Source organism: Bradyrhizobium sp. CCGUVB4N (assembly GCF_024199945.1).
Lineage (GTDB): Bacteria > Pseudomonadota > Alphaproteobacteria > Rhizobiales > Xanthobacteraceae > Bradyrhizobium.
Genome location: NZ_JANADP010000001.1, coordinates 7,269,177 through 7,293,664, shown reverse-complemented (window position 1 = coordinate 7,293,664; position 24,488 = coordinate 7,269,177). Strand labels below are relative to the sequence as shown.

General features: G+C 64.3%; 23 protein-coding genes and 1 pseudogene. 16 read left to right on the top strand and 8 right to left on the bottom strand.

Features of this window, described 5'->3' with window-relative positions:
- Positions 1–57: 57 nt before the first annotated feature.
- The 7 genes from NLM31_RS33825 to NLM31_RS33795 all read left to right on the top strand — a co-directional run bounded on the left by NLM31_RS33825 (position 58) and on the right by NLM31_RS33795 (position 6,748).
- Positions 58–1,692, top strand: coding sequence for a carboxylesterase/lipase family protein (locus NLM31_RS33825; RefSeq protein ID WP_254133603.1), 1,635 nt, complete (start codon positions 58–60; stop codon positions 1,690–1,692).
- Between the two features lie 211 nt (positions 1,693–1,903).
- Entirely contained in the window at positions 1,904–2,875 is a 972-nt protein-coding gene (locus NLM31_RS33820) for a tripartite tricarboxylate transporter substrate binding protein (protein ID WP_254195075.1), read from the top strand.
- 10 nt (positions 2,876–2,885) lie between these two features.
- On the top strand, positions 2,886–3,674 hold the full coding sequence (locus NLM31_RS33815; RefSeq protein WP_254195074.1) for an SDR family oxidoreductase: 789 nt from the start codon (positions 2,886–2,888) through the stop codon (positions 3,672–3,674).
- The gene (locus NLM31_RS33810) at positions 3,674–4,492 is read left to right on the top strand and encodes an alpha/beta fold hydrolase (protein ID WP_254195073.1); all 819 of its coding nucleotides are present in this window, start codon (positions 3,674–3,676) and stop codon (positions 4,490–4,492) included. The genes NLM31_RS33815 and NLM31_RS33810 overlap by 1 nt, the downstream gene beginning before the upstream one ends.
- 89 nt (positions 4,493–4,581) lie before the next feature.
- Entirely contained in the window at positions 4,582–5,373 is a 792-nt protein-coding gene (locus tag NLM31_RS33805) for a fumarylacetoacetate hydrolase family protein (RefSeq protein WP_254195072.1), read from the top strand.
- Positions 5,374–5,391: 18 nt separating this feature from the next.
- Positions 5,392–6,201 (top strand): transporter substrate-binding domain-containing protein, encoded by an 810-nt coding sequence (locus tag NLM31_RS33800; RefSeq protein WP_254195071.1) that lies wholly within the window; start codon positions 5,392–5,394, stop codon positions 6,199–6,201.
- A 130-nt stretch (positions 6,202–6,331) separates the two neighbouring features.
- Positions 6,332–6,748 carry a hypothetical protein gene (locus NLM31_RS33795; protein WP_254133597.1) on the top strand — a complete coding sequence of 139 codons (417 nt, stop codon included), beginning with the start codon at positions 6,332–6,334 and terminating at the stop codon, positions 6,746–6,748.
- 2 nt (positions 6,749–6,750) lie between these two features.
- Here NLM31_RS33795 and NLM31_RS33790 read toward each other — a convergent pair whose 3' ends face one another.
- The 4 genes and pseudogenes from NLM31_RS33790 to NLM31_RS33775 all read right to left on the bottom strand — a co-directional run bounded on the left by NLM31_RS33790 (position 6,751) and on the right by NLM31_RS33775 (position 10,060).
- Complete coding sequence (locus NLM31_RS33790; RefSeq protein WP_254195070.1) at positions 6,751–7,491, bottom strand: IclR family transcriptional regulator; 741 nt, start codon at positions 7,489–7,491, stop codon at positions 6,751–6,753.
- A 17-nt stretch (positions 7,492–7,508) separates the two neighbouring features.
- Positions 7,509–8,360 carry a CoA ester lyase gene (locus tag NLM31_RS33785; RefSeq protein WP_254195069.1) on the bottom strand — a complete coding sequence of 284 codons (852 nt, stop codon included), beginning with the start codon at positions 8,358–8,360 and terminating at the stop codon, positions 7,509–7,511.
- A pseudogene (locus tag NLM31_RS33780) lies at positions 8,360–8,827 on the bottom strand (MaoC family dehydratase); the annotation flags it as partial. The gene NLM31_RS33785 and the pseudogene NLM31_RS33780, both read right to left, overlap by 1 nt.
- A 30-nt stretch (positions 8,828–8,857) precedes the next feature.
- Entirely contained in the window at positions 8,858–10,060 is a 1,203-nt protein-coding gene (locus tag NLM31_RS33775; protein ID WP_254195068.1) for a CaiB/BaiF CoA-transferase family protein, read from the bottom strand.
- Positions 10,061–10,288: 228 nt separating this feature from the next.
- On the opposite strand from NLM31_RS33775, the gene dctP reads away from it, so the two are divergent.
- Genes dctP through NLM31_RS33750 form a run of 5 tightly spaced genes read left to right on the top strand, consistent with a single transcriptional unit; the run spans position 10,289 to position 15,660 of the window.
- A complete protein-coding gene (gene dctP, locus NLM31_RS33770) occupies positions 10,289–11,314 on the top strand; it encodes a TRAP transporter substrate-binding protein DctP (RefSeq protein WP_254195067.1) in 1,026 nt (341 codons plus the stop codon).
- Between the two features lie 27 nt (positions 11,315–11,341).
- Positions 11,342–11,896, top strand: coding sequence for a TRAP transporter small permease (locus tag NLM31_RS33765; protein ID WP_254133592.1), 555 nt, complete (start codon positions 11,342–11,344; stop codon positions 11,894–11,896).
- A 12-nt stretch (positions 11,897–11,908) separates the two neighbouring features.
- The gene (locus NLM31_RS33760; RefSeq protein WP_254195066.1) at positions 11,909–13,198 is read left to right on the top strand and encodes a TRAP transporter large permease; all 1,290 of its coding nucleotides are present in this window, start codon (positions 11,909–11,911) and stop codon (positions 13,196–13,198) included.
- Between the two features lie 29 nt (positions 13,199–13,227).
- Entirely contained in the window at positions 13,228–14,394 is a 1,167-nt protein-coding gene (locus NLM31_RS33755; RefSeq protein ID WP_080134126.1) for an acyl-CoA dehydrogenase family protein, read from the top strand.
- Positions 14,395–14,412: 18 nt separating this feature from the next.
- Positions 14,413–15,660: an acetyl-CoA hydrolase/transferase family protein gene (locus tag NLM31_RS33750; RefSeq protein WP_254195065.1), complete on the top strand. Its 1,248-nt coding sequence runs from the start codon at positions 14,413–14,415 to the stop codon at positions 15,658–15,660.
- A gap of 1 nt (position 15,661) precedes the next feature.
- On the opposite strand, the gene NLM31_RS33745 is transcribed toward NLM31_RS33750, so the two are convergent.
- The 3 genes from NLM31_RS33745 to NLM31_RS33735 form a co-directional block, all read right to left on the bottom strand.
- Positions 15,662–16,198, bottom strand: coding sequence for a hypothetical protein (locus NLM31_RS33745; protein WP_254195064.1), 537 nt, complete (start codon positions 16,196–16,198; stop codon positions 15,662–15,664).
- A 13-nt stretch (positions 16,199–16,211) separates the two neighbouring features.
- The gene (locus NLM31_RS33740) at positions 16,212–17,531 is read right to left on the bottom strand and encodes a hypothetical protein (protein WP_254133588.1); all 1,320 of its coding nucleotides are present in this window, start codon (positions 17,529–17,531) and stop codon (positions 16,212–16,214) included.
- Between the two features lie 67 nt (positions 17,532–17,598).
- Positions 17,599–19,797 (bottom strand): hypothetical protein, encoded by a 2,199-nt coding sequence (locus tag NLM31_RS33735; RefSeq protein ID WP_254133587.1) that lies wholly within the window; start codon positions 19,795–19,797, stop codon positions 17,599–17,601.
- A gap of 729 nt (positions 19,798–20,526) precedes the next feature.
- On the opposite strand from NLM31_RS33735, the gene NLM31_RS33730 reads away from it, so the two are divergent.
- The gene (locus tag NLM31_RS33730; protein WP_254133586.1) at positions 20,527–21,225 is read left to right on the top strand and encodes an RNA polymerase sigma factor; all 699 of its coding nucleotides are present in this window, start codon (positions 20,527–20,529) and stop codon (positions 21,223–21,225) included.
- A gap of 141 nt (positions 21,226–21,366) precedes the next feature.
- Positions 21,367–22,191 carry a flagellin gene (locus NLM31_RS33725; RefSeq protein ID WP_148772853.1) on the top strand — a complete coding sequence of 275 codons (825 nt, stop codon included), beginning with the start codon at positions 21,367–21,369 and terminating at the stop codon, positions 22,189–22,191.
- 8 nt (positions 22,192–22,199) lie between these two features.
- On the opposite strand, the gene NLM31_RS43260 is transcribed toward NLM31_RS33725, so the two are convergent.
- Entirely contained in the window at positions 22,200–22,349 is a 150-nt protein-coding gene (locus tag NLM31_RS43260; protein ID WP_254133585.1) for a hypothetical protein, read from the bottom strand.
- On the opposite strand from NLM31_RS43260, the gene fliD reads away from it, so the two are divergent.
- Both fliD and fliS read left to right on the top strand, forming a co-directional pair.
- Positions 22,333–23,967 (top strand): flagellar filament capping protein FliD, encoded by a 1,635-nt coding sequence (gene fliD / locus NLM31_RS33715; protein WP_254195063.1) that lies wholly within the window; start codon positions 22,333–22,335, stop codon positions 23,965–23,967. The two genes, NLM31_RS43260 and fliD, sit on opposite strands and share 17 nt — an antisense overlap.
- The gene (fliS, locus tag NLM31_RS33710; RefSeq protein WP_254195062.1) at positions 23,967–24,395 is read left to right on the top strand and encodes a flagellar export chaperone FliS; all 429 of its coding nucleotides are present in this window, start codon (positions 23,967–23,969) and stop codon (positions 24,393–24,395) included. The genes fliD and fliS overlap by 1 nt, the downstream gene beginning before the upstream one ends.
- Positions 24,396–24,488 lie beyond the last annotated feature (93 nt).

Sequence of the window (24,488 nt, the reverse complement as noted above, 5' to 3'; positions counted from 1 at the left end):
CGCGCACAACTGGCGAGGTGTCAGATCAAGGCACCAGCCGCAGGGAGGAAGAAGGCCATGCGAACGAGACACTCGCGCCTGGTGGCGCTCATCGCGCTGATGTTCGTGATGCGGTTGTCGGCGGCCGACGCCCAGAACGACGCTTCGGGCGTTCCAAAGGTTCAGACCAGCCTCGGCAGGGTGGAAGGAGCGCGCCACGACGATACGGACGTGTTTCTAGGCATTCCCTATGCGCTGCCGCCGACGGGAGAGCGTCGTCTTGCGCCGCCTGTTCCGGCTGCTTCCTGGAGCGCGCCATTGCGCGCGATCGTACCTCCATCGGCCTGTCCGCAATTGCCATCGCCCGATCCAGCCGGACTCGCGAGCAGCAACGAGGATTGCCTCTATCTGAATATCTGGAGGCCGACGGCGGCAAACAGCGTCGGCGCGCGTGGCAGGCCGGTCATGGTATGGATCCACGGCGGCGGCTTCGTCGAAGGCTATGGTGCTGCGAAGCAGTATGACGCAACCCATCTCGCGCTAGCTGCCGATGCGGTCGTCGTCACCGTTAATTACCGGGTCGGCGCCCTGGGCTTTCTTGCGGCACCCGCGCTGGACGATGTGGATGCCCGTCATATCTCGGGCAATTACGGCCTTCAAGACTTGCAGATGGCCTTGCATTGGATCGCCCAGGATATCGCCGCATTCGGCGGCGATCCAGGCAACGTCACCGTGATGGGTGAATCCGCCGGCGCCAACGCCGTGCTCGGACTGTTGGCATCGCCCGGCTCGGAGGGACTGTTTCACCGCGCGATCGTGCAGAGCGCGACCGACGGCGCACACACTCTGCCGCTCAAGCAGGCAGAGCGCGAGCGGTATGCCAGTTCGCTGGATGAGATCGGCTGCGGCACGGTGCAGACGCTGGCCTGCCTGCGCTCCGCGCGCTCCGACGCCTTCCTGCGCATGACGGCTAGACCGACCATGATCCAGGATGGGATCGTCCTGCCGCTTGATCCATTTGAGGCGTTTCGGCAGGGACGTTTCATGAAGGTGCCGGTGCTGATCGGAACCAACGCCAAGGAAAACTATCTCTTCACGGCGCGCGTCGAATCCGATGTCCTCAAGCGGATCATGTTGCCAGGCGACATTCCGGGCATGCTCAAATCCAGTTTTGGCGACAAAGCCGACGTAGTGGCGGCGCAGTACGTGCCGGAGGCCTACGCCACCGCCTCGACCCTGATCGGCAGCGCGCTGACGGACCGGCGCTTCGCTTGCATGGCCAATCTCACGCGTAACGCGCTCGCGGCTTCCGTGCCCGTCTACGGCTACGAGCTCGACATCGCCGATCCCATGCAGCAGCAGCCGCTCGTGCAAGGCAGCGACCTGCCGAACCTGTCCTACCATACGACCGATCTCGGCTACCTCTTCAACAACGACAACGATGCGCATGCGCTGCCTGGTCGGCACGCAGCGTTGTCGCGCATGATCGCGGGCTATTGGAGCGCTTTCGCCGCGACTGGAGAGCCGAACGGAGGCGAGGCAAATGCGAATACGAATGGGAGCGGCCCCGAGCGCCTTCGCTGGCGCCGCTTCACCAGCGATGATCGGGCCGTGCTCTCGATTTCGGACACGCCTGTCATGCGCCGCGACTTCGCCGATGCCCACAAATGCGCCTTCTGGGAAAGCTCAGGGCTGGTGGCGCCGACATGGTGAGACGTCATGCGGGGCATCCACGCATACTCAAGGGAAGAAGCATGAAGCCGAAGCAATGGATCGCCGTATGCGGGGTCGTCGTACTGCGGCAGCACATGCCGCCGCGGCGGCTGCAATTGACATCTCCGCCCGCGATATCGGCAAGCTGAGGCCGTTGATGACGGCTTGACGTCCTGCGATCAACGATAAACTAAGAGAGAGGAAACGCCTGATGTACCGATACTGCCGCCGCTGGGTTCTTGCCGCCTGCGGCGCGATCCTGCTTTGTGGTCCGGCCCTCGCGCAGGATTATCCCTCCCGGCCCGTCAAGATCATCGTGCCGTTCCCGGCCGGCGGGTCCAACGACATCATCGCCCGCATCGTTGCCCAGAAGCTGACCGAGCGGAACGGCCAGAATTTCCTCGTGGAGAACCGTGGTGGTGCCGGCGGCAATATCGGCGCCGAGGCGGTCGCGAGCGCAGAGGCCGATGGCTATACCTTGCTGCTGACCGCGCCGCCGCCGCTGACGATCAACGGCTCCCTCTACAAGAAGCTGCCGTTTGATCCGGCAAAGGCCTTTGCGCCGGTCGCGCTGATCGCCTCGGTGCCGATCGTGCTGGTCGTCAATCCTTCGGTGCAGGCAAGGAATGTCGGCGAGCTGATTGCGCTGGCCAAGGCCAAGCCGGGCACGCTGAATTTCGGCTCGTCGGGCATCGGGTCGACCAATCATCTCGCCGGCGAGCTGCTGAAGAGCATGGCCGGCATCGATATCGTGCACGTGCCGTATCGTGGTGCGGCTCCGGCGATGAACGATCTGCTTGCGGGCCAGATCCCGTTCATGTTCGACAACATGCCGGCAGTGCTGCCGCAGGTGCAAGGCAAGGCCATCAACGCGATCGCGGTGGCCGGTGCCAAGCGGGCGGAAGCGCTGCCTGATGTGCCGACGGTCGGTGAGACCGTGCCGGGCTTCGAGGCCTCCTCCTGGTTCGGACTGGTGGCGCCGGCCAAGACGCCTGCGCCGGCGCTCGCCAAGCTGAGCGGCGAGTTCGAGACGATCCTGAAGATGCCTGACGTCAAGAAGCGGCTTGCCGAGCTCGGGGCCGAGCCTGGCACGGTGTTCGGCGATGCGTTCGGGCAATTCATGACGGACGAGACTGCAAAGTGGGGCAAGCTCGTCAAAGCCTCCGGCGCCACGGTAGACTGAAGGGCGTAGCATGGATCTGAATCTGGGCGGCAAGGTTGCCGTCGTCACCGGCGGCAGCATCGGTATCGGCCGGGCCATTGCTGCCGAGCTTGCGCGCGAGCAGGCGCATGTCGTCATCGTGGCCCGCGATGCTGAGCGCCTTGCCGCGTCCGCGCAAGACATGTCGCGGGACACCGGCCGGCGGGTGATTGCATGTGCTGGCGACATGACCAGGCCGGACGACATCGCCCGCGCCATGGATACCGCGCGCGAGGTGTTCGGTCGGGTCGACATCCTCGTCAACAATGCCGGCGCCTCGCCGATGGGCCGGATCGCGGAAACGCCTGATGCGATCTGGGCCAAGTCGATCGAGCTGAAACTGCTCGGCTACATGCGCTGTGCGCGCAACGTGCTGCCCGAGATGCGCGACCGCCGCTGGGGACGCGTCATCAACATCATCGGTCGCAGCGGGCATCAGCCCCGCGCGGCCTATATGTCGGGCGGCGCGGTCAACGCGGCGCTGCTCAACTTCACGCTCGCGCTCGCCGAGGAATGCGCACCTGACAATGTGCTGGTTACCGGCGTCAATCCCGGTCCGGTGCAGACCGATCGCTGGGACAGCCTGATCTCCCAGGGGGCGGCCATCTCCGGACAGGATCAGGGCGCAACCAATGCGGCAGCCATCGCCTCGGTTCCGCTTGGCCGCGTTGGACAGCCGGACGAGGTGTCGGGGATCGTTGCATTCCTCTGTTCAGACCGCGCATCCTTCATTACGGGTACCTGCATCAATGTCGATGGCGGTGGAACGAGGTGTATCTGATGGCTAGCGAACTGCGGAAGATCGGTGTCAGCGACGATTGCGAGCTTGCGGTTCGCGTCGACGATTATCTCCTGCCGTGGGACACCAAGTCGCCGGTCGTGATGCTTCATGGGCTCGCCGAGAGCGGCGAGGCGTTCCGGCGCTGGGTACCGTATTTTGCCACGCATCATCTGGTGGTGAGGCCAGATCTTCGCGGCTACGGCGATTCGACGCCGATGCAGGGCGCCTATGTCTATCGCTTCGCCGGCCTCGGCGACGATATCATTCGGACGCTGGATGCGTTGAAGCTCGATCGCGTGTTCCTGATCGGCGGCAAGATCGGCGGCACGCTGGCGATGCATCTCACGGCCAAGCACCCGGATCGCGTGATCGCGGTTGCCGCGGTCGGCGCGCCGGCGTCGCTGACCTCGTTCAACGAGCGGGCGCCGACCTGGCGCAAGCAGATCCGCGAGCAGGGCGTCGAAGCCTGGGTTCGCGAGACCACGGCCGGCCGGCTCGGCTCGTCGCTGCCGCCAGCGGCGCTCGACTGGTGGATCAATCTGATGTCGAAGACCAAGGCGTCGACGCTGGAAGCGTTCCTTCAGATGGTGCCGACGGTCGACGTCACCGGCGAGCTCCTGGCGATCAAGCGCCCGGCGTTGGTGATCACCACGACCGGCTCAGGGCTCGGCGACGTTGCATCGGTGAAGGCGTGGCAGGAGATGATCCCGGGCTCGAAGCTCGAAGTGCTGCCGGGCGATTCCTATCATGTCGCCGCGACGGACCCCGACACCTGCGCGCGAAAGGTGCGCGAATTCTTCGATCGCGTCGCGACTTAAGACGTACGGGGCGGGCCATTGGCCCGCCCGTCGTTTGGCTCTAAGATTGACGTTCCGACAAGAAACGGCGAAAATCAGGGAGTGACGCCATGACAAAAGCCACCCGACGCAGCGTGCTCACTGCCGCAGCCGCGATGACCGCTGCAGGCCTCGCAGATGCGCCGCCGGCCGCAGCGCAGGCTACGCCCAAGCCGATCTTCCCGGTGCCGATGGTCGCGATCCCGATCGTCGGCGAGACGAGCGTGTTCCAGGTCCGCCGCATTTACTGCATCGGCCGCAACTATGCCGCGCACGCGATCGAGCGCGGCTCGGATCCGAACCGCGAGCCGCCGTTCTTCTTCCAGAAGCCGACGGATGCGATCCAGAACGTTGCGATCGGCGAGGTCGCCGATCATCCCTATCCGTCGCTGACCAAGAACTATCATCACGAGGTCGAGCTGGTCGCGGCGCTGAAATCCGGCGGGACCAACATCCCGGCCGAGAAAGCGCTCGACCATGTCTATGGCTACGCACTCGGCCTCGACATGACCCGGCGCGATCTCCAGAACGGCATGGCTGCGGAGAAGAAGCCGTGGGAGATCGGCAAGAGCTTCGACCATGCTGCGGTGATCGGCCCGATCCATCCCGCGAGCAAGACCGGTCATTTCGAGAAGGGTGCGATTTCGCTCGCGATCAACGGCACCGTGAAGCAGAGCTCGGATCTCAGCAAGATGATCTGGAGTGTCGCCGAGCAGATCGCAAAGCTTTCGGAAGCGTTCGAGCTGAAGGCTGGCGACATCATCTATTCCGGAACGCCGGAGAATGTCGGCCCCGTGGTGAAGGGCGATGTGCTGTTGTGCAAGCTCGAAGGCTTGCCCGATATGTCGATCAAGATCGTCTGAGTATCCGCGAGCAATTCAGTGCTGGAAGGACGTGACATGTTGCGGCTCGGCTTGATCGCCACGTTGGGATTGGTCGCTCTCATGACCGGTGCTCCCGAGGTGAAAGCCGAGGGTGCGCTCGAGGTTGCGCCGACGGGAACATTGCGCGTGGCGGTGGCCGTCGGTCCCGCCGCGTCGGCGTTCTGGACGACGCGCGATCCCGCGACCGGGAAGCCGCGCGGCGTCACCGTCGAACTGGCCAAGGCTGCCGCCGGGATGCTCCACCTTCCGCTGCAGCTCGTCGAATACCAAAGCTCGGACGAGATCGCCGCTGCCAGCGGCAAGGACGTCTGGGATCTCTCCTTCATGCCGGCTGACGTCAAGCGCGAAGCGTTCGTGGACCAGGGGCCGGCCTACGTCGCCTATATGAGCGGCTATCTCATCCGCGCGGGTTCGGACATCCGCTCTGTTGCGGATGTCGATCGCGCGGGCATGCGGGTCGGCTGCATCGAGGGAACGTCGACATCGCGGACGGTCGAGAAATCGCTGAAGCAGGCGAAGCTCACGAAGTTCGTCAAGCCGGAACAGGCGGCCGAGCTGATCGGCAAGGGCGAGCTCGATGCGCTCGCAATGGGCATGGGGGCGCTGGAAGACCTCTCGCGAAAACTGCCGGGAACGAAGGTGCTGGACGAAGTGATTCAATCGACCGGCGTGGTCGTGGTCGTGCCGAAGGGCAAGACCGTCGCGAAGGTCTGGGCCGCGCAATTCCTGACGGAGGCCAAGGCTGACGGCACAGTCCGCCGTGCGCTCGACCGCAACGGCTTTACGGCCGACAAGGTCGCGCCTTAGCGCGCGGAAATCGCGGCCCGAGCCATTGAATTGCCGGAGTTCCATCCGCGATTGCCCCGTGTTGGGCCACGAACAAACCCGCTGTGGCCATATTTGAGTCAGAGTGATCTCCCGAGAGGGAGGCGCTCCGATGAACAAAGCTCTGATCACTGCCATCGTGCTGCTGGCCGGCGTGCCGGCAAGCGCCGCTGCGCAGGAGCGCGCTGGTTCTGCGGCATTAGGCGCCGTATCCGGCGCCGTCGTGCTCGGTCCGATCGGTGCCGTCGCGGGCGCGGTAATCGGCTATACCGCCGGACCTTCGATCGCGAGGTCATGGGGCGTGAGAGGTTCGCAGTCGGCGAGACATCGGCAGCCGTCACGCCGTGAGGCGTCCCCCGTCGCCGCAACCACCGCTCCGCCGCGCACGCGCCAGGCGATGGAGGCCAGCGGTCAGATGAGAGCTGCGAGCAATCCGCCGGTCCAAGCCGCACCTGTGGAGCAGCCGGCTCAAGCTGCACCGGCGGCGCCGGTGGAGACCACGACGCCTCCGGTTCAGGGATTCGACTGAAACTACGCCGCCGTCTTCGGCCGCAGCCGGTCCACCGTCCGCGCGATCAACGACGCGACCTCCGCCACCTTCGGCCCGATCCGGAATTCCGGCCCCGCGACGACGACCGACAGGCGGCGGTCGCCGATCGGCAGCGGGATCGCTGCACCAGCGAGGTCGCGGCTGTAGTCGGCAAAGCTCTGGCAGTAACCACGCTCGATCGAAATGCGCAGCTCGGCCTCCACCGCCTCGATGCTGATCGGGGTCGACGGGCCATATTGCTTGAACTCGATCTTGCGATAGACGGAGTCGCGCTCCTCTGGCGAATATTGCAGCAGCAGCGCGCGGCCGCTCGCGGTGGCGTGGATCGGCACGCGGTGGCCGATGGTGGCGAAATAGCGGATCGCGGCCTGGGATTCGACGACGTCGATGAAGACAGCCATGACGCCCGCGGGCGCCACGATGGACGCGGTCTCGCCGGTCTCGGCTGAGAGATCTGCGATCAACGTATGCGTCCACGGCGGCAGCGGCTCGACTTCGGAGATCATCCGCGCCATCGCCAGCCATCGCGGTGTCGGATAGAAGCCGGCGCGCGGCCGGGGTTCGTAGAGATAACCCTTCTCCGACAGCGTCGCGAGCAGGTTGAAGGTCGACGAGCGCGGCCAGCCGAAATGATCGGCGATTTCGGCAAGCGTCGCCGGCTTCCTCGTTTGTGCGAAGAATTCCATGATCTCCAGGACGTTTGCGGCTTGGCGAACGATCATGGTGGCGGCGTTCCGATCTAGCTCTCGCCGAGGATCTTCTTCGCGGCGCGAAGATGCGGCTTGTCGATCATCTGGCCGTCGAGCCGCAGCGTACCGGAGTTCGGATTGCTCGCGAACGCCGCGATCACCTTCTCTGCCCAGGTGCGCTCGGCATCCGTCGGCGCGAACGCCGCGTTGACGACATCGACATGTTTGGGGTGAATCAACGCCTTCGCCGAAAACCCGTCGCGCCGCGCCGCGCGCGTCTCCTGCTCGAGGCCGGCGAGATTGTCGATGTCGGTATAGACGGTGTCGATCGGTGCGACTTCCGCCGCGGCCGCCGCCATCAGGCAGAGGTCACGCGCGAGGCGATAGGGGCTGTGGAACACGCCGCCCGAAGCCTTCTCGGTGGCGCCGAGCGAGGCCGAGAGATCCTCCGCGCCCCACATCAGGCCGGCGAGGCGAGGGGAGCAGCCCTTGTAGCTGCCGAGACCGAAGATGGAGCTTGCCGTCTCGGTCGCAACGCAAACGATACGCGTCGTGCCGACCGCGATGCCGGCGGCCGCCTCCAAGGCTTCGAGCCAGGTCGCGACTTGCCGCACGTCGTCGCCGCCTTGCGATTTTGGCAGCACGATGCCGTCGGGCTTGCCCGGCATCACCGCGGCGAGATCGGTCAGCGTCATGCCGGTATCGAGCGCGTTGACGCGGACATAGAGCTGATGCGGGCCGGGTCGGCTCTTCAGCATCGCAAGCGTCAGGGTGCGCGCCTCCGGCTTCTTCTCGGTGACGACGGAATCCTCGAGATCGATGATCAGCGCGTCGGCCTTGCCTTCGCTGGCCTTCTCGAACTTGCGCGGGGAATCGCCCGGCACGAACAGCATGGAACGCATCAGACCGGCCTCTTGTGCATCATCGCCATGCGGCGGCATTTGCCGACGATCTCGTCGTTCTGGTTCAAGGCATGATGCTCGAACTCGACGATGCCCGCCTTCGGGCGCGATTTGGATTCCCTCAACGAAAGCACCTTCGTCGTCGCCCGCAAGGTGTCGCCATGGAAGACCGGTTTCGGAAAAGTCACGTCGGTCATGCCGAGATTGGCAACGGTGGTGCCCATGGTCGTATCATAGACCGTCATGCCGATCATGATGCCGAGGGTGTAAAGGCTGTTGAAAATGCGCTGGCCGAACTCGGTCTTTTCCGAGAAATGCGCGTCGATGTGCAGCGGCTGCGGATTGAGCGTCAGCAGGCTGAACATGGTGTTGTCCATTTCCGTGACGGTCCGGGTCAGCGGATGCCTGAACTCCTGGCCCACGGAAAAGTCCTCGAAATAAAGTCCGGCCATCGCGTTTTCCTCCCTGTTGTCCTGCGATTTGGCCGGCGCCTGCCTCTAGGGCGGCGCCGCCAGGTGAACTGCCTTCTGCTCCGCCAGCCGTTCGATCTCTTCGGACGAGAAGCCGGCCTCGCGCAAAATGTCGCGGCCATGCTGGCCGAGCGTCGGTGCCGGGCCGGCGGGCTCCGGCTGGGTCGCGCTCCAGGTCGAGGGCACGCGCATCTGGCGGATGCGGCCCTCCACGGGGTGATCCACCGTCTTGAAGAAGTCGATCGCCTTCAGATGCGGATCCTCGAGGATCGTCTCCAGCGTGTGCATCGGCATCACCGGAATATCGGCACGCTCCAGCAGCTCGCGCCACTCGGCGGTGGTGCGCGTAACGAAGACGTGGCCGATCTCCTCGTAAATCTCGTCGATGTGCTTTGTGCGCGCGGCGTGGTTGGCAAAGCGCGGCTGCTCGAGGAAATGCGGCTGCCCGATCGCCTCGAAGAAGCTACGCCAGTGCTTGTCGTTGTAGATGAGCACGCAGAGATGGCCGTCGCTGGTCTTGTAGGGCCGGCGATAGCGCGAGAGCAGGCGAGCATAGCCGCCGTGATCGAGCGGCGGATCGTAGGTCAGGCCACCGAGATGATCGACCAGCACGAATTCGGTCATGGATTCGAACATCGGCACGTCGATGCGCTGGCCCTGGCCGGTGCGTTGCTGGTGCATCAAGCCGCCCATGATGGCGTTCACCATCATCAGCCCGACGATGCGATCGGCGATGGTGACGGGGACGTAGCGCGGCGTGCCGTCGCCGGCTGCCGCAAGCAGCGTCGGAATGGTCGCCGCGCCCTGGATCAGATCGTCATAGGCAGGCTTGGCAGCATAGGGGCCGGACTGGCCGTAGCCGAACGCGCCGACATAGACCAGCGACGGATTGATCGCGGCGAGCGTCTCGTAGTCGAGGCCGAGCCGCGCCATGGCCTGCGGGCGCACATTGTAGACGAGCGCGTTGGCGCTCTTCGCCAGCCGCAGCAGCGTATCGCGCGCCTCGGGCTTCTTGAGGTCGAGCACGATGCTGCGCTTGCCGCGATTGGCGTTGTGAAACATCCCGCCCATGCCGGGTGTGCGGCCGGGGCCGATCTGGCGAACGATGTCGCCTTCGGGGCTTTCGACCTTGATGACGTCAGCGCCCATGTCGGCCAGCACCTGGGTGCCGTAGGGGCCCATCAGCACCGAAGTCAGGTCGAGAATGGTGAAGCCGGCGAGCGGTCCCATGAGGCCTCGTGAGCTAAATTCATATAGGTGGAGTTAGAATTCATAAATCGGCGATGTCAATTCGCGTGGTTCGCCGAGGGGCGCATAGCTCCATGCATAGTTCATATACTTGACAGATAAATTCACATATATGTACATTTTCCTCAAGCAAGAAACGGAGCGAGGGACCGAACGGCTCGGCAGCAAGCGGCTGCCGCCTTCGGCGCGGGACGCCTCAGGGAGAATGACATGAAGACAAATCTGGTCCGGGCTGCAGCCGTGCTCGCGTTGTCGCTGCCGGTCTCGACATTGTCGGCGCAAGCGCTCGAGCTGAAGGTCGCCGACAGCTTCCCCGCCGGACATTATCTCGTCCGCCTGATGCTCAAGCCCTGGATGGACGACGTCACCAAGCGCACCAACGGCGCCGTGACCTTCACCTATTATCCGAACCAGCAGATCGGCAAAGCCGCCGACATGCTGCGGCTGACGCAGTCGGGCGTGGTCGATATTGGCTACATCGGACCGTCCTACGTCTCCGACAAGATGCCGCTGTCGGAAGTGGCGCAATTGCCGGGCGCGTTCGCGACCAGCTGTCAGGGCACGCTTGCCTATTGGAAGACCGCGCGCGAAGGCGTGCTGGCCAAGCAGGAATACGCGCCGAACAAGATCAAGCTGCTGCTCGCCGTGGTGCTGCCGCCCTACCAGGTGTGGACCGTCAAGTCGAAGGTCGAGACCACCAAGGACATGCAGGGCCTGAAGCTGCGCACCACCGGCGGCGCGCAGGATCTCACGCTGCGTGCGCTCAACGCCGTGCCGGTGCGCATGGCCGCACCCGATGCCTATGAGTCGCTGTCGCGCGGCACGATGGATGGCCTGCTGTTTCCGCTGGATAGCGTCGTGGCCTATGGCCTCGACAAGCTGGTCAAGCACGCGACCGAAGGCGTCAGCTTCGGCAGCTTCATCGTCGCCTATTCCATCAACCAGTCGGTCTGGGACAAGCTGCCGGACGACGTGAAAAAGGCGATGAACGAGGCTTCGGAGGCAATCACGCCGAAAGCCTGCGCCGATGTCGACAAGGAAGGCGAAGCCACCAAGAAACACATGCAGGACGAAGGCGTCACCTTCGATCCGCTGCCGGAAGCAACGCGCGCCGAAATGAAGGACAAGCTCAAGGGCGTCGGTCATGAATGGGCCGCAGGTCTCGACAGCCGCGGCAAGCAGGCCTCTGCCGCGCTGAAGGAGTTCGACGACCTGCTGGCCGCCGGTGGCAAGTAATCCGCAAATCGGAGAAGGAGGCGCGACGTGATCGAACGGGCAGGGCAAGTGCTCGGCGCGCTGGAGCGCGCGCTGACAGTGATCGCGGTGTTATTCATGTTCGTGATCATGGTTCTGGTCGTGACAGACGTGTTCATGCGCTATGCGCTGAACAGCCCGTTCTCCTTCACCTATGATCTGATCGGGCTCTATCTGCTCGCGGGCGTGTTCTTCTTCACGCTGTCGGACGCCTTGCGCGAGCATGTCCATGTCGGCGTCGACATCCTGTTGTCGCGGTTCTCGCCCACGGGGCGGCGGCTGTCCGAGATCGTCACCGCGCTCGCGGGCCTCTTCGTGTTCGTCCTGATCTGCAAGGTCGGCTTCGCGCGCGCGCTGGAGAATTACGAGCAGCACGACGTTCTCTCTGGCGCCATTCCCTGGCCGACCTGGATCTCGGCGGCGCTTGTGCCGTTCGGGTGCGGCGTTCTGGTGCTGCGGCTGGCGCTCCAGCTGGTCGGCAATGTGCTGAGCCTCGTCAGTGGACGCGACCTCTATCCGCTGCCGCCGGTGACCGGCGTCGGCGAAGCGCGCGGCTTCGAGTAACGGCGGATATCCATGACACCTCTCATCGTTCTCGCTTTGCTGTTCGGCCTGCTCGCGCTCGGCACGCCCGTCGGTTTCGCCATGGCCTTTTCCGGCTCGGTCGGCCTCGTGATGGTCGGCGGCTTTCCGACCTTGTTTGGCATCCTGGAGACAGCGCCGCTCTCGACCGTCTCCTCCTACGAGCTGATCACCATCCCGATGTTCCTGCTGATGGCGGATCTCGTGCTGTTGTCCGGCGTCGCGGACGATCTGTTCAAGACAGCCTCGGCCTGGGTCGGCCGTGTTCCCGGTGGGCTCGGCATGGCGACTGCGCTGGCCGGCGCAGGCTTCGGCGCGATCTGCGGCACTTCGACGGCGTCCGCTGCGACGCTGTCCTCGACCAGCCTGCCGGCGATGATCCGCCAGGGCTATGAGCCGAAGATGGCCGCGGGCGTGGTCGCGATCTCGGGCACGCTGTCGATGCTGCTGCCCACCAGCGTTGCGCTCGTCATCTTCGGCCTGCTCGCCGAGGTGAACATCGGCAAGCTTTTGATCAGCGGCATCATCCCCGCGATCCTTGTCACCTTCACCATCATGGCCACGATCTATTTCCTGGTCTGGCAGGATCCCTCGCGGGCGCCGGCTGCAAAGTCAGTGCCGTGGCGGGAAAAGTTTGCGCTGCTGTGGCAGGTCTCGCCGATGGTGGTGCTGTTCTCGATCGTCACAGGCACGATCTATCTCGGTGTCGCGACGCCGACGGAGGCCTCGGCCTTCGGCGCGTTCGGTGCCTTCCTGCTCGCGATCGTCAAGGGCAAGATCACGCCGACCTCGCTCTACAAGACGCTGCTGCGCGCCTGCCACGGCACCTGCATGATCATCATGATCCTCGTTGGTGCCTCGATCTTCGGCTACTTCTTCACGCTCACCCATGTGACCCAGGATCTCGTCGCCTGGATCGGCAGCTTGCCGACCTCGCGCTGGGTGATCATCACGCTGATCCTGTGCGGCTATATCGTGCTCGGCTCGTTCATGGACCAGATCGCGATCCTGGTGCTGACCGTGCCGATCGTGCTGCCGCTGATCAAGACGCTCGGCTTCGATCCGATCTGGTTCGGCGTCATCAAGATCGTCACCGCCGAGGTCGGCATGATCACGCCGCCGGTCGGGCTGAACTGCTTCATCGTCGCCCGCTACGCCAAACGGCCGGTGGCGGAGGTGTTTCACGGCACCTTCCCCCACTTCATCGCCCACCTGATCGCGATCGCGATCCTCGTGGCGTTTCCGTCTATCATCCTCTGGCTGCCCTCGCAGATGGGGCGCTAGGTTCAACGAGCCTCCACAAGGAGACCATCATGGATTTCGCGCTCACCGATCAGCAGGAAGCCATTCGCGACGCCATCGCAAAGATCTGCGAAGGCTTTCCCGATGCCTATTGGCTGAAGAAGGACCACGACGGCGGCTTCCCGCATGATTTTCACAAGGCGCTCGCGGATGCCGGCTGGCTCGGCATCTGCGTGCCGGAAGAATATGGCGGTTCAGGGCTCGGCATCACCGAAGCCGCGATCATGATGCGCACGATCGCGGAGTCCGGTGCCGGCATGTCCGGCGCCTCCGCAGTGCATATCAACGTGTTCGGTCTCAATCCCGTCGTCGTGTTCGGCACCGAGGAGCAGCGCAAACGCATGCTGCCGCCGATGGTGGAAGGCCGCGAGAAAGCCTGCTTCGCCGTCACCGAGCCCAACACCGGCCTCAATACCACCCAGCTCAAGACCCGCGCGGTCGCCAAGAACGATCGCTACATCGTCAACGGCCAGAAGGTGTGGATCTCGACCGCGCAGGTCGCGCACAAGATTTTGCTGCTGGCGCGCACCACGCCGCTGGAGGAGGTGCGCTCGCCCACCCATGGTCTCAGCCTGTTCTACACGGACTTCGACCGCAACAGGATCAAGGTCCACGAGATCGAGAAGATGGGCCGCAAGATCGTCGATTCCAACGAGCTGTTCTTCGAGGATTTCGAGATCCCGATGGAGGATCGCATCGGCGAAGAGGGCAAAGGTTTCCAGTACATCCTCGAGGGCATGAACCCCGAACGCATCCTGATCGCGGCGGAAGCCGTCGGCCTCGGCAAGCTTGCGCTGTCGCGCGCGACGGAATACGCCAAGACGCGCGTCGTCTTCAATCGTCCGATCGGCAAGAACCAGGGCATTCAGCATCCGCTCGCGGTCAACTGGGTCGAGCTCGAGGCAGCCTGGCTGATGGTGATGCAAGCGGCCTGGCAATACGACAAGGGCTTGCCGTGCGGCGCCGGCGCGAATGCCGCCAAATATTTCGCAGGCGAAGCCGGATACCATGCCTGCGAGCAGGCGGTGATGACCCACGGCGGCTTTGGCTACGCCAAGGAGTTCCACGTCGAGCGTTATTTGCGCGAGGTGCTGATCCCGCGCATCGCGCCGGTCAGCCCGCAGCTCGCGCTCAGTTTTATTGCGGAAAAGGTGTTGGGCCTCGCGAAGTCATACTAGGCTGAAGCAGAATTGGCGATGCCCGAGGACACGGCGCCAATCGACTTCTCCGGCCTGATCCGCGAGGGCGATCTTGTGGTGTGCGGCCAGGCGACGGCAGAGCCGGTCACCCTGACCGAAGCGCTGGTAGCGCAGGCCGGAGATTTGCCGGCATTCCGCATGATGGTCGGGCCGATCTTCTCGGAGACGTTCTCCGCGGCCTGCGCGCCCAACGTGTCATTCCAGAGCTACGGCGTGATCGGCAATGCGCGGCGGCTGGCCAAGGCTGGGCGGCTCGACGTGATCCCGAGCAGCTACAGTGCCTTCTGCTCCGATTTTGTTGCGCTCCGCCATCGGGCCGATGTCGTCCTGGTGCAGCTTGCGGAGTCCGGCGGACGGCTGAGCGCCAGCCTCTCCAACGACTATGTCATCAGCGCCGCGCGCGGTGCGCGCCTCGTCATCGCCGAGGTCAATCCGGATGCGCCCTTTACGTTTGGCGCGGAATGGCCTGAGGACGTGCCGATCCACATGCGCGTGGTGGCTCGCCGTCCTCCTGTTGAGTTGGCGTCACCGCCTCTGGACGAAGTCTCCAGGCGTATCGCGGCGCATGCCGCGAGTCTTGTCGCCGACGGCAGCACGCTTCAATTCGGCGTCGGGCGGATTCCGGATGCGATCCTCTCCTCGCTATCGCATCTGCGCAATCTCGGCATCCATTCCGGCCTGATCAACGACGCCGTGGTCGACCTGATCGAGCGCGGCGCGGTCACCAATGCGGAGAAGGGGATCGACGCGGGGATCACGGTCACCAACCAGGTGATCGGCACGAAGCGGCTCTATCGTTTCGTGCACGAGAACACGGCAGTCGCAGTGCGGCCGACGTCCTACACGCACGGCCAGGGCGTGCTGGCGCGGATCAACCGGCTGGTCGCGATCAACTCGGCGCTTCAGGTCGGGCTCGACGGCAGTGTGAACTCCGAGACGCTGAACGGCGTCGCGATCGGGGCGATCGGTGGGCAACTCGATTTCGTGCGTGGGGCCAATGCGTCTCCCGGCGGACGGGCGATCATCGCGCTGCCGGCGACGGCATCGGACGGCACCAGCCGGATCGTCGCCCATGTCGAGACCGTGACGACGCCCCGCGCCGACGTCGACGCCATTGTCACGGAATGGGGGATCGCCGAGTTACGCGGCTGCGGTCTTGCCGAGCGCGCGCGGCGCATGATCGCGATCGCGGCACCGGAGCATCGCGATCTGTTGTCGGAGCAGCTCCGCGGCTCCGCGCGCTAGCTCAGTTCATCATTGCCAGCGTCGGCCGCTGGCTCTCGGCAGATCCGATGATCCCGGGGAGATCCGTCACCTCGCCCGCAATCATGATCGACATCCGCCAGAACAAATGGGCCAGGCGGGTGAACACCAGCCGCTCGCGCTCGGCGGCCGCGGTTCCGTCCGGGATTGTCACGGTTTCCAGGCCCACCACCTTCTTGAAATCCGGCCAGATCATCATCGACTGCGCGATCACGGAGTAGCAGCTCGGAGTTTCGTCGCTCTCGTCGGGCGCCTGCGGCAACCCTGGATATTGCGTCGCCGCGGCGTAGAACTTGTAGGCACCGTAGCCGAGCTGCAGCAGGAACTTTTCGGGCACCGCGACGTCGGCGGCAAACGACACCAGACGTGCCTCGCTCAGGATCTCCGGATCGATGGCGCTGAGGTCCTGGGCACGCAGCGCGGAGACGAACGCGAGCTCGCGATTGTGCTCGCGCAGCAGGTTGGCCAGCGGTTGTTGCTGTTGCACGGTGTCGGTGAGCAGGATGACGGTCTTGAGCATCGCGTGATGTCCCTCAGGGGAAGAGTTGGCGGGCGGTCATGACTGCGTCGTCGGCCGCGTGATGTGCAAAGAAGTCATTGGCGATGCGCTGTCCCGGAGCGATCTCCAGGATGCGGTAGCGCGCCAGCGCCGCCGCATCACGCGCCGCGCCGACATCGTCCTGCCAGGCGCACAGCGACAGTTCGAGGCGGCCATAACCACCGCAATCGGCGGCATAGGCGCCGGTCACGGCCTCGACGGTGGCGGCGACTGCGCCGGCGTCGCTGGCCGAGATGTCGCGCAGGATGACGGCGATGCCCTTGCCGGCTTCGGCTTTCGACGTCATGACCATGAAGGCATCGCGCGCGCCGGTGCGCCCGGCGCGACGGGCGGTGCGCACGAGGCCGGCGAAGGCGGAATCGGGTCCGAGCTCCAGCGTCGTCGTCTGCTGGCTGTGCAGAACAGTGGCGCGCATCGCGCCGAGATCGCCGGCCAGCGCGTGATAGGATCGCGGCAGCCACACCGTATCGAGCGGCACTTGCGACGAGGTCAGGCTCCAGGCCTGGTCGAGCAGATAGCCCTCCCAGATCGCAGGGTACGACGCCGCGAGATGCTGCCAGGTGCGCAGCAGCATCTCCGCGGCCCTGGTCCGACCGAAATAGAGCGTGCGCGCCGACATCTCCCAGCGATTCCACTTGTGGAGTGCGACGTCGCAGCCGAGGAAGGACGGTAGCAGCGGCGCCTCGCGGAGCACGGCGCCGGCTTCGACGAACAGCAGCGGCTCGCGATATTTGTTCCACATCCGCAGCATGAACTCCGCCTTCTCGAAGCAGAGCAGGCGGTCGCTGAACTGGGTGTCGATCGGCTCGATGTGACAGGCGAGATCGAATCGTTCGAGCGAATGCCGGAGCGCAAAGGCAGCGGTCGCGTCGCCGCCGCGCGGGTAACAGGAGACGACCCGCGGGCGGACGGTGGACGTATCGGCGCTAGCGAGGAACTTCGACCAGCCGATGCCACCCCACCACATCTCGTGCGGACCGTCGGCGCCGCAGGGGCCGACGGTTCCGAACTCGGTCAGCTTGGACTTGAGGAAGTCGAAGCCGGGGTTCTCGCTGGTCGGAATGACGACGGCACAGCCCGGATTGAGCGAACGGTAGAACAGCTCCGCAGCAGCGCCGCTCGGCGGCTCCTTGAGGATGACAACGCCGCTGCGCCTGTTACCGGCGAGGTCATCCAGCGTCGGCGCGCCATACTGGCCGGTCAGCCAGTCCAGGCGGTCGCGCTGGGCCCTGCCGAGCCGGATGCCGCCGGATCGCAAGAGGTCATCAAGGTTTGCGTGCGTCCCGTCCGTCAATTCCGTGCCCCTCACATCGCCACTCAGCCCTTGGACTTGAACGGCCAGGGCGGCGCGATCAGGCGCACTAATTGGGGCTGGAACCGAGCGGGGTGATCGCAACCGAATAGATTGCGATGTCATGCGCCATTGGGGCGACGGGGATCAGCAGGCAGGCGTCGTCGGTCTCGGAGCGATAATGGGTATCGTTGTGCTGCGCGCCGGCGAAGATCAGGCTGTCGGTGGCGATGCCGGCGACATCCTGGCTCTCGGTGGCGTCGCGAATGTCGTCCGCTGATTGGATGGTCACGCCATGAAGAAGGCCTTCTGCGGCGAATGTCGGCAGCGGCAGTGCGATCATGGCGATGCCCATCGTGCGCGAAAGGGGGATGCGCAGGCGCAACTCGCCGAGACCAGTGCGGTAGAGAGTTACGGTGTCCAGCGTGGCTGCGCCGTCGGCGCGGAACAGTCCGATCTGGACCTGGCCGCAGGGGCTCTCTTCAAAGACGTCGGCCGGCAGGCGGTTGGCCCCGAACAGCGTGTAGAGATAGGCGTTCGACGGCGACAGCCGGGCAAAGCTGCCGGCGAGCCACATCGGCGGGGCGGCAGACGCGCAGGCGGCGGAAAAGCCGCGGGCGGTGAACTGCCGGCGGAGGAAGTCGCTGTCGATCATCGGCGCCAGCGCGTGCGTGCCGAGATTGACATCGTGCTTCAAGCCGCCGAGCAGCGCCAGCTCGTCCTCGTCAGGCAGCAGCAGGAACCGCGCCAGTGTCGCCGCGCACCAGCGCGCAGCGACATCAGGCGCGGCATAGGGAGCGAGGCAGAAGTCGAGTGCCACGTCCTCGGCGCTCTCCGCAAAGGCCACGCTGCCTGCCTGGATCTCCGCGGCGAGTGCGATCTGGCCGGCCGGGCGCGGATTGATCTCACGCAGCACCCGCTCTCCGTCATAATCCCGGACCGAGCCATCGGCGGAGCAGCAGATCTGCTCCAGCAGCGCAATGTTGCGGATCAACATGCGCTTGATATGCGGCGTCACCACCAGGTCCGAGATCAATCCTGTCGCGCTGTCTTCCTCGGCGACATCGTCGAAGGCATCGTCGAGCGAGATCAGATAGGCGCCGTGGAGCCGGATGTTGATGCCTTCCATGTCGAACACGCGGCGCAGCGCCTTCTGCACGCTGCCGGAATAGCCGAGATCGGCGAGCACCAGGTCGGTACATTCGTCGAAGCCGGGGATCGTGTGACGCAGATAGGCAAGCAGCCGTGCGCGCAGGGCCGCTGCAAGCTCGGCGATCTCGCCGGCATCCATCAGTTCCGGCAGAGCTTCGGCGAGATCTTCGCCGGGAGCAATTCCGTCAGGATAGGCCGCGAAGAACGCTTCGACCTTCGGCGGCAGGATCTTGATCATGTCGCGGAAGGTCGGCGCGTCGATCTTCAACACCTTGCTGAGCAGGTCGATCAACGGCTGCATCGTATCGGCCGAGGCAATCAAGCTGACGCGCCGGTTGATCTCGAGATAGGCCGATGTGGTGCCGTGCAGGTCCTGCCAGGTCCGGTGCGGCAGGAAGCCGTCGCGGCCGAGGAAGGCGAGGGCGATCTTCCTGCCGGGGCCGGCGGCCTCCTGGCAGCGCCGGGCGATGAAGGCATCGAATGCCGTCATCACCGGGCCGAGCACGGTCATGCCGAGATGGAAGGCGGGAGATCTCTCGGCGTTGCGTGTGGCGACCATGCGCCGCAAGGTCCGTGCGCCATGATCGAGCCGCGCCGGCGTGCCCGGGCACAACAGCTCGAGCAGCGCGGTCTCGCGCTGGAATTTGGAAGCCAGTTGCGGCGTCGCCTGCGGATAATAACGCGGCCGAATGCCGTGGCGCTTCGCGCCCTTGATATCGGCCTTGTCGTTGTCGCCGACGTGAAAGGACACGCTGGCGTCGATACCCTGCTCGGACAGGTACTTTGCGAAGAGCGCCTCGCTCTTGCCGCTGCCGTGGTCGCAGGAAGCGTAGAGGAAGTCCCACGTCAGCCCGGGGCGGCATGCGAGCAGCAATCGCGCCAGCCGGTCGGTGTCCCAATAGGTATCGGAGATGAATCCGACACGGTGCCCGGCGCGCTTCATGTCCAGATATTGCCGAAGCATGTCCGGATTGGCGCGGCAGAGCTCGAGCTCGGCCGAGAACTCTGATTCGACGAGATCGTTCAGGTGATGGCGCGTGAGACCGAACAGCTTGAATGGAAAATAGGAATAGATTTCATCGATGCGAACTTCGCCGCCGCCGCGCTTCTCCTTCACGGTCCTCCGCGCACGCGCTTCGGCCTGGACACGATGCTGAACGAAACTCGCGGAAATATTCGGACAAGTCCGTGAAATGCCGGAAAGCTCGTAAGCCCTTTCAAATACACCATCCGGCGTCGTGCACGCGCGCAACAGAAATGTATCGAAAACATCGAACGACCAAGCAGAAACAATTTTGGCGCGGCGCTGCGCACCGGCCGTTGCGATCGTCATGTGCAGATTCCCCGCCAATCAGATCAATTAACGCGCACGTTCACCATGTCAGGCGCCACAAGCGCGAAAATAATTCACGCGCGATTCAAAAACGCATTCGTCACGACTGACAGATTCAAAAAAATCGCTAGGTTCGAAAAAGGTGATTCGGAAAAAATTGCCGGGTGCGGAAGTCGTCTCGCGTACATTCACACTCGGAAACAATCGCTTCTTGATGCGCTGTGTGCGTGTCGCGTTTGATCGCCTAGTGCCGCGTAATGTCAGCGTTTTCTCTCAACGACATCTGTTCAGGATGGACGATCCGCCATGGCGCGAGACGATGTGATGATTGCGGGTGTGAGGTGCGAGAGTAGCACGCGCTCGGCAATTATTGCCCGACACTCGGCAAAAGATACCGGCTAACATCTTGAAAAATAACAAAAATTCTCCGCCTGGATTGTTTTGGCCCCGCGTTCAACGCCTGGAAGCCGTGTGGCATGTGCGCCGCCGGCATTGCGGGTTGGAGATTGCGGGATGAGTTACGCTGCTGATGTCTGGGCTCCCGCCGAGGCCGAGATTACGACGACGCTGCCGGCTGAAGAGATCGTGCCCATGATGCCGTCGGTGCCGCTGGCGCCGGACAGCGCGCCGGTCGCCGACGAAATCGTCTTCGACGAGGACAGCGAGCTTCTCGACAAGCTTGCCACTGGCGACGAAGCCGCGTTCCGCATGTTGGTCGAGCGTCACATCGATCGCGCCTATGCGATCGCGCTGCGCATCGTCGGCAACGCCGCGGATGCCGAAGACGTGGTGCAGGACACCATGCTCAAGATCTGGAGCCATCGCGGTCGCTGGCAGCACGGCCGCGCCAAGTTCTCGACCTGGCTCTACCGCGTCATCTCCAACCGCTGCATCGATCTGCGCCGCAAGCCGCGCAACGAGAACGTCGAGACCGTGCCGGAGGTCGCCGATGGCCAGCCCGGCGCCGTCGAGATCATCGAGCGCAACGAGCTGAACGGCATGCTGGAGCTCGCCATGCAGCGCCTGCCCGAGCAGCAGCGCATCGCGGTGATCTTCTCGTACCACGAGAATATGAGCAACGGCGAGATCGCCCAGGTGATGGACACCACGGTGGCGGCGGTGGAGTCCCTGCTCAAGCGCGGACGCCAGCAGCTGCGTCAGTTGCTGCGCAAGCACGAACGCGACATCCGCACCGCGTTTACCGATTGCTAACCATAAAATTTGCTCTGCGAAAATTTTCGCGCCTGATCTCCTTGCGCTCCACCGTTTGAGCGAACGGACGGGGCTGCGGTCTGCGTCGTCAATCGTCTTCAACGATGCGGCACGCCATGCCCATCAGCACAGGAGTTTCCAATGCCTGCAATTTCCACCAATACTGCGGCGAACTCTGCGGTCCGCTACCTCAACATCAATTCCGCGCAGGAGAGCAGCGCGCTTGCCAAGCTGTCGAGCGGCTCGCGCATCACCTCGGCCTCCGACGACGCCGCCGGCCTCGCGATCTCGACCCGCATCTCGTCGGACGTCACCACGCTGCAGCAGGCCGCGACCAACGCCTCGCAGGCGACCGCGATCCTCCAGACTGCTGACGGCGGCGCCTCCAACATCTCGGACATCCTGGCGCGCATGAAGTCGCTGGCCTCCGAATCGGCCTCGGGCACCACGACTGACTCCAGCCGCGCCTACATCAACTCGGAATTCACGCAGCTCACGAGCGAAATCGATTCGATCGCCAGCGGCACGCGCTATTCCAGCCAGAGCCTTCTGGACGGCTCGAGCGTGTTCTCCTCGGGCGTCTCCGTGCTGGTCGGCTCGTCCGGCTCCGACACCATCACCATCACGCTCACGAGCCTGACGTCGTCCTCACTCGGCGTAACTTCGCTCGACGTCAGCTCGCTGTCGGATGCGGCCTCGGCGCTCGACACGCTCGATACTGCGATCGACACGGTCTCGGCCGCCCGCGCCAGCATCGGTGCGCAGGAATCGCGGTTCAATTTCTCGTCGGACTCGATCTCGACCCAGACCCAGAACCTGCAGTCGGCGAACTCGGCGATCAAGGACGTCGATATCGCGGCCGAGCAGGCCACGCTGTCCTCGGCCGAGGTGAAGACCCAGGCTGCGGTGTCGGCGGAATCCGCAGCAAACCAGATGCCGCAGTACCTGCTCAAGCTGCTCGGCTAAGCGCTTGCCTAGACGACCTCCGGGCCGGCTTGATGCCGGCCCGGTTCACCCTGGGATGGATCGGCCAGCACAGTGACGTCAGTCAGTTCGAGCACCAGTAGCACTGCGAGCACCACCTCGAGCACGTCGAGCGCTTCCACGGTGACCACGACCGGCACCACCACATCGACCAGCGTGGACTGGAGCGCGCTGATCACCGCGGCGGTGAACGCCAAGCTGACGGCAGCGACCACGATCTCGACCTCGATCACCAACAACGAAGCCAAGATCTCCGCCTACCAGACGCTGCAGACCGATCTTTCGACGCTCTCAAGCGGCCTGTCCTCGCTCGCGACGGCCGTCGTCAATTCGCTGGCGACCAACGTTTTTGCCACGCGCGCGGCGACCATCAGCTCGACTGGCGACGTCAGCGCGTCCTCCGCGCTCTCGATGTCGGTCAGCAATGGTGCTGCGACCGGCGACCACACGCTGACCATCAGCCAGGTCGCGACCGCGCAGAAGGTGGTCGGCACCTCACAGTCGAGCGAAACCACAGCGCTCGGCTATTCCGGCACGTTTTCCCTTGGTCTCGGCAGCGGCAGCACCGCTGACATCACCGTCACCAGCACGATGTCGATGCAGGACGTCGTCGACGCCATCAACGCCCAGACATCGACCACCAATGTGCAGGCCTCGATCGTCCAGGTATCGAGCGGATCGTACGAGATGGTGTTGTCCGGCACGGAGGACGCCTCTGACATCGCCTATTCCAGCACGTCCGGCAACGACATCCTGAACGAGCTCGGCCTCACCGACAGCTCGGGCGCTTTTTCCGACGTCCTGCAAACGTCTCAAGCTGCCAAATTCACCCTCGACGGCATCTCGATGACCCGGGATACCAATGATATCACTGACGTGCTGACTGGCGTGACTTTCAATCTGCTCCAGGCGACGACCTCAGGAGCGACGCTGAACATCAGCATCGAGCCCGATACCAGCCAGATTGAGACGGCGGTTGAGAGCCTCGTCACCAACTACAACACGTTCCGCGATGCGGTGATCGCGCAGCAGGCGACGGCCTCCGACGGCACGGCGGATTCGAGCGCGGTGCTGTTCGGCGACGGCACCATGCGCGACATCATGGATTCGCTCCAGAACGCGCTCAACAGCACGGTGGGCGGCCTCACCATGGCCGACCTCGGCCTGTCCTTCAACGAGAAGAACGAGCTCGAGCTCGACACCTCGACGCTATCGAATGTTCTCAGCACCAATCTGAGCGGCGTCACCACGCTGTTGTCGGCTCAGACCAAGACCTCGTCGAGCCAGCTCAGCGTCGTCAACACCGGAACGTCGCCGCAATCCTTCACGCTCGACCTGACGGTGGATTCGTCTGGAAATCTCTCCTCTGCTTCGGTCGGCGGCGATTCCTCGCTGTTCACGGTGAGCGGCACGACGATCCTTGGCGCTGCCGGAACGGCCTATGCCGGCATGGCCTTCACCTATTCGGGATCGACGTCGCAATCGATCACGGTGACCTCGACCTCCGGCATCGCCACGCAGCTCTATCAGCTGTCCAAGACCTATTCGTCGAGCTCGGGCTCGCTGCAGACGCTGATCACCAACCTGACCGATCGCGACACGGACCTGCAGCAGAAGGTCGACGACATCGAGAGCGCGGCGTCCGCCTACCAGACCCAGCTCCAGACCCAATACGCGAATTACCAGGCCGCGATCACGAGCGCGAACAACACGCTCACCTATCTCAAGGCCCTGCTTAACTCCAGCTCGAGTAGTTGATGATGCATAATCCGATGGCGTACATGGCCAATCAGGCCTATCGGGGCGCGGCGACCAGCGTGCCGCCGCTGAAGGCGATCTCGATGCTGCTTGGCGGCGCGATCACCTTCTTCCAGAAGTCGCTGGCCGCGCAGGAAGCGCGGCGCTTCGAGGAAGGCCACGAATATCTGCTGAAGGCGACCGCGATCCTGCGCGGGCTGAGCCACAATCTCGACTTCGCCAAGGGCGGGGCGGTGGCCGAGCGCCTGTTCCAGACCTACAACAGCCTGATCGTGGCGAGCCACAAGGCGTTCGGCCGGCCGCATGCGCCTCAGAGTTTTCGGCGGATCATCGCCGCCGTGACCGAGCTGCGCGAGGCGTGGGAGCATGTCGACGCGGCGGTGCGGGGCGGCAAGGTCGCGCCGGCCGATTCGGCCCGCACGGGCTGAAATCGCGAGCGCCTGGACCGCGGAGGGGGGCCCAGCGATCGCCCATCGCGCAGTTTGGCCCGTTTCCGTAGTGCTGCGGGCGCTTTTGGCGCG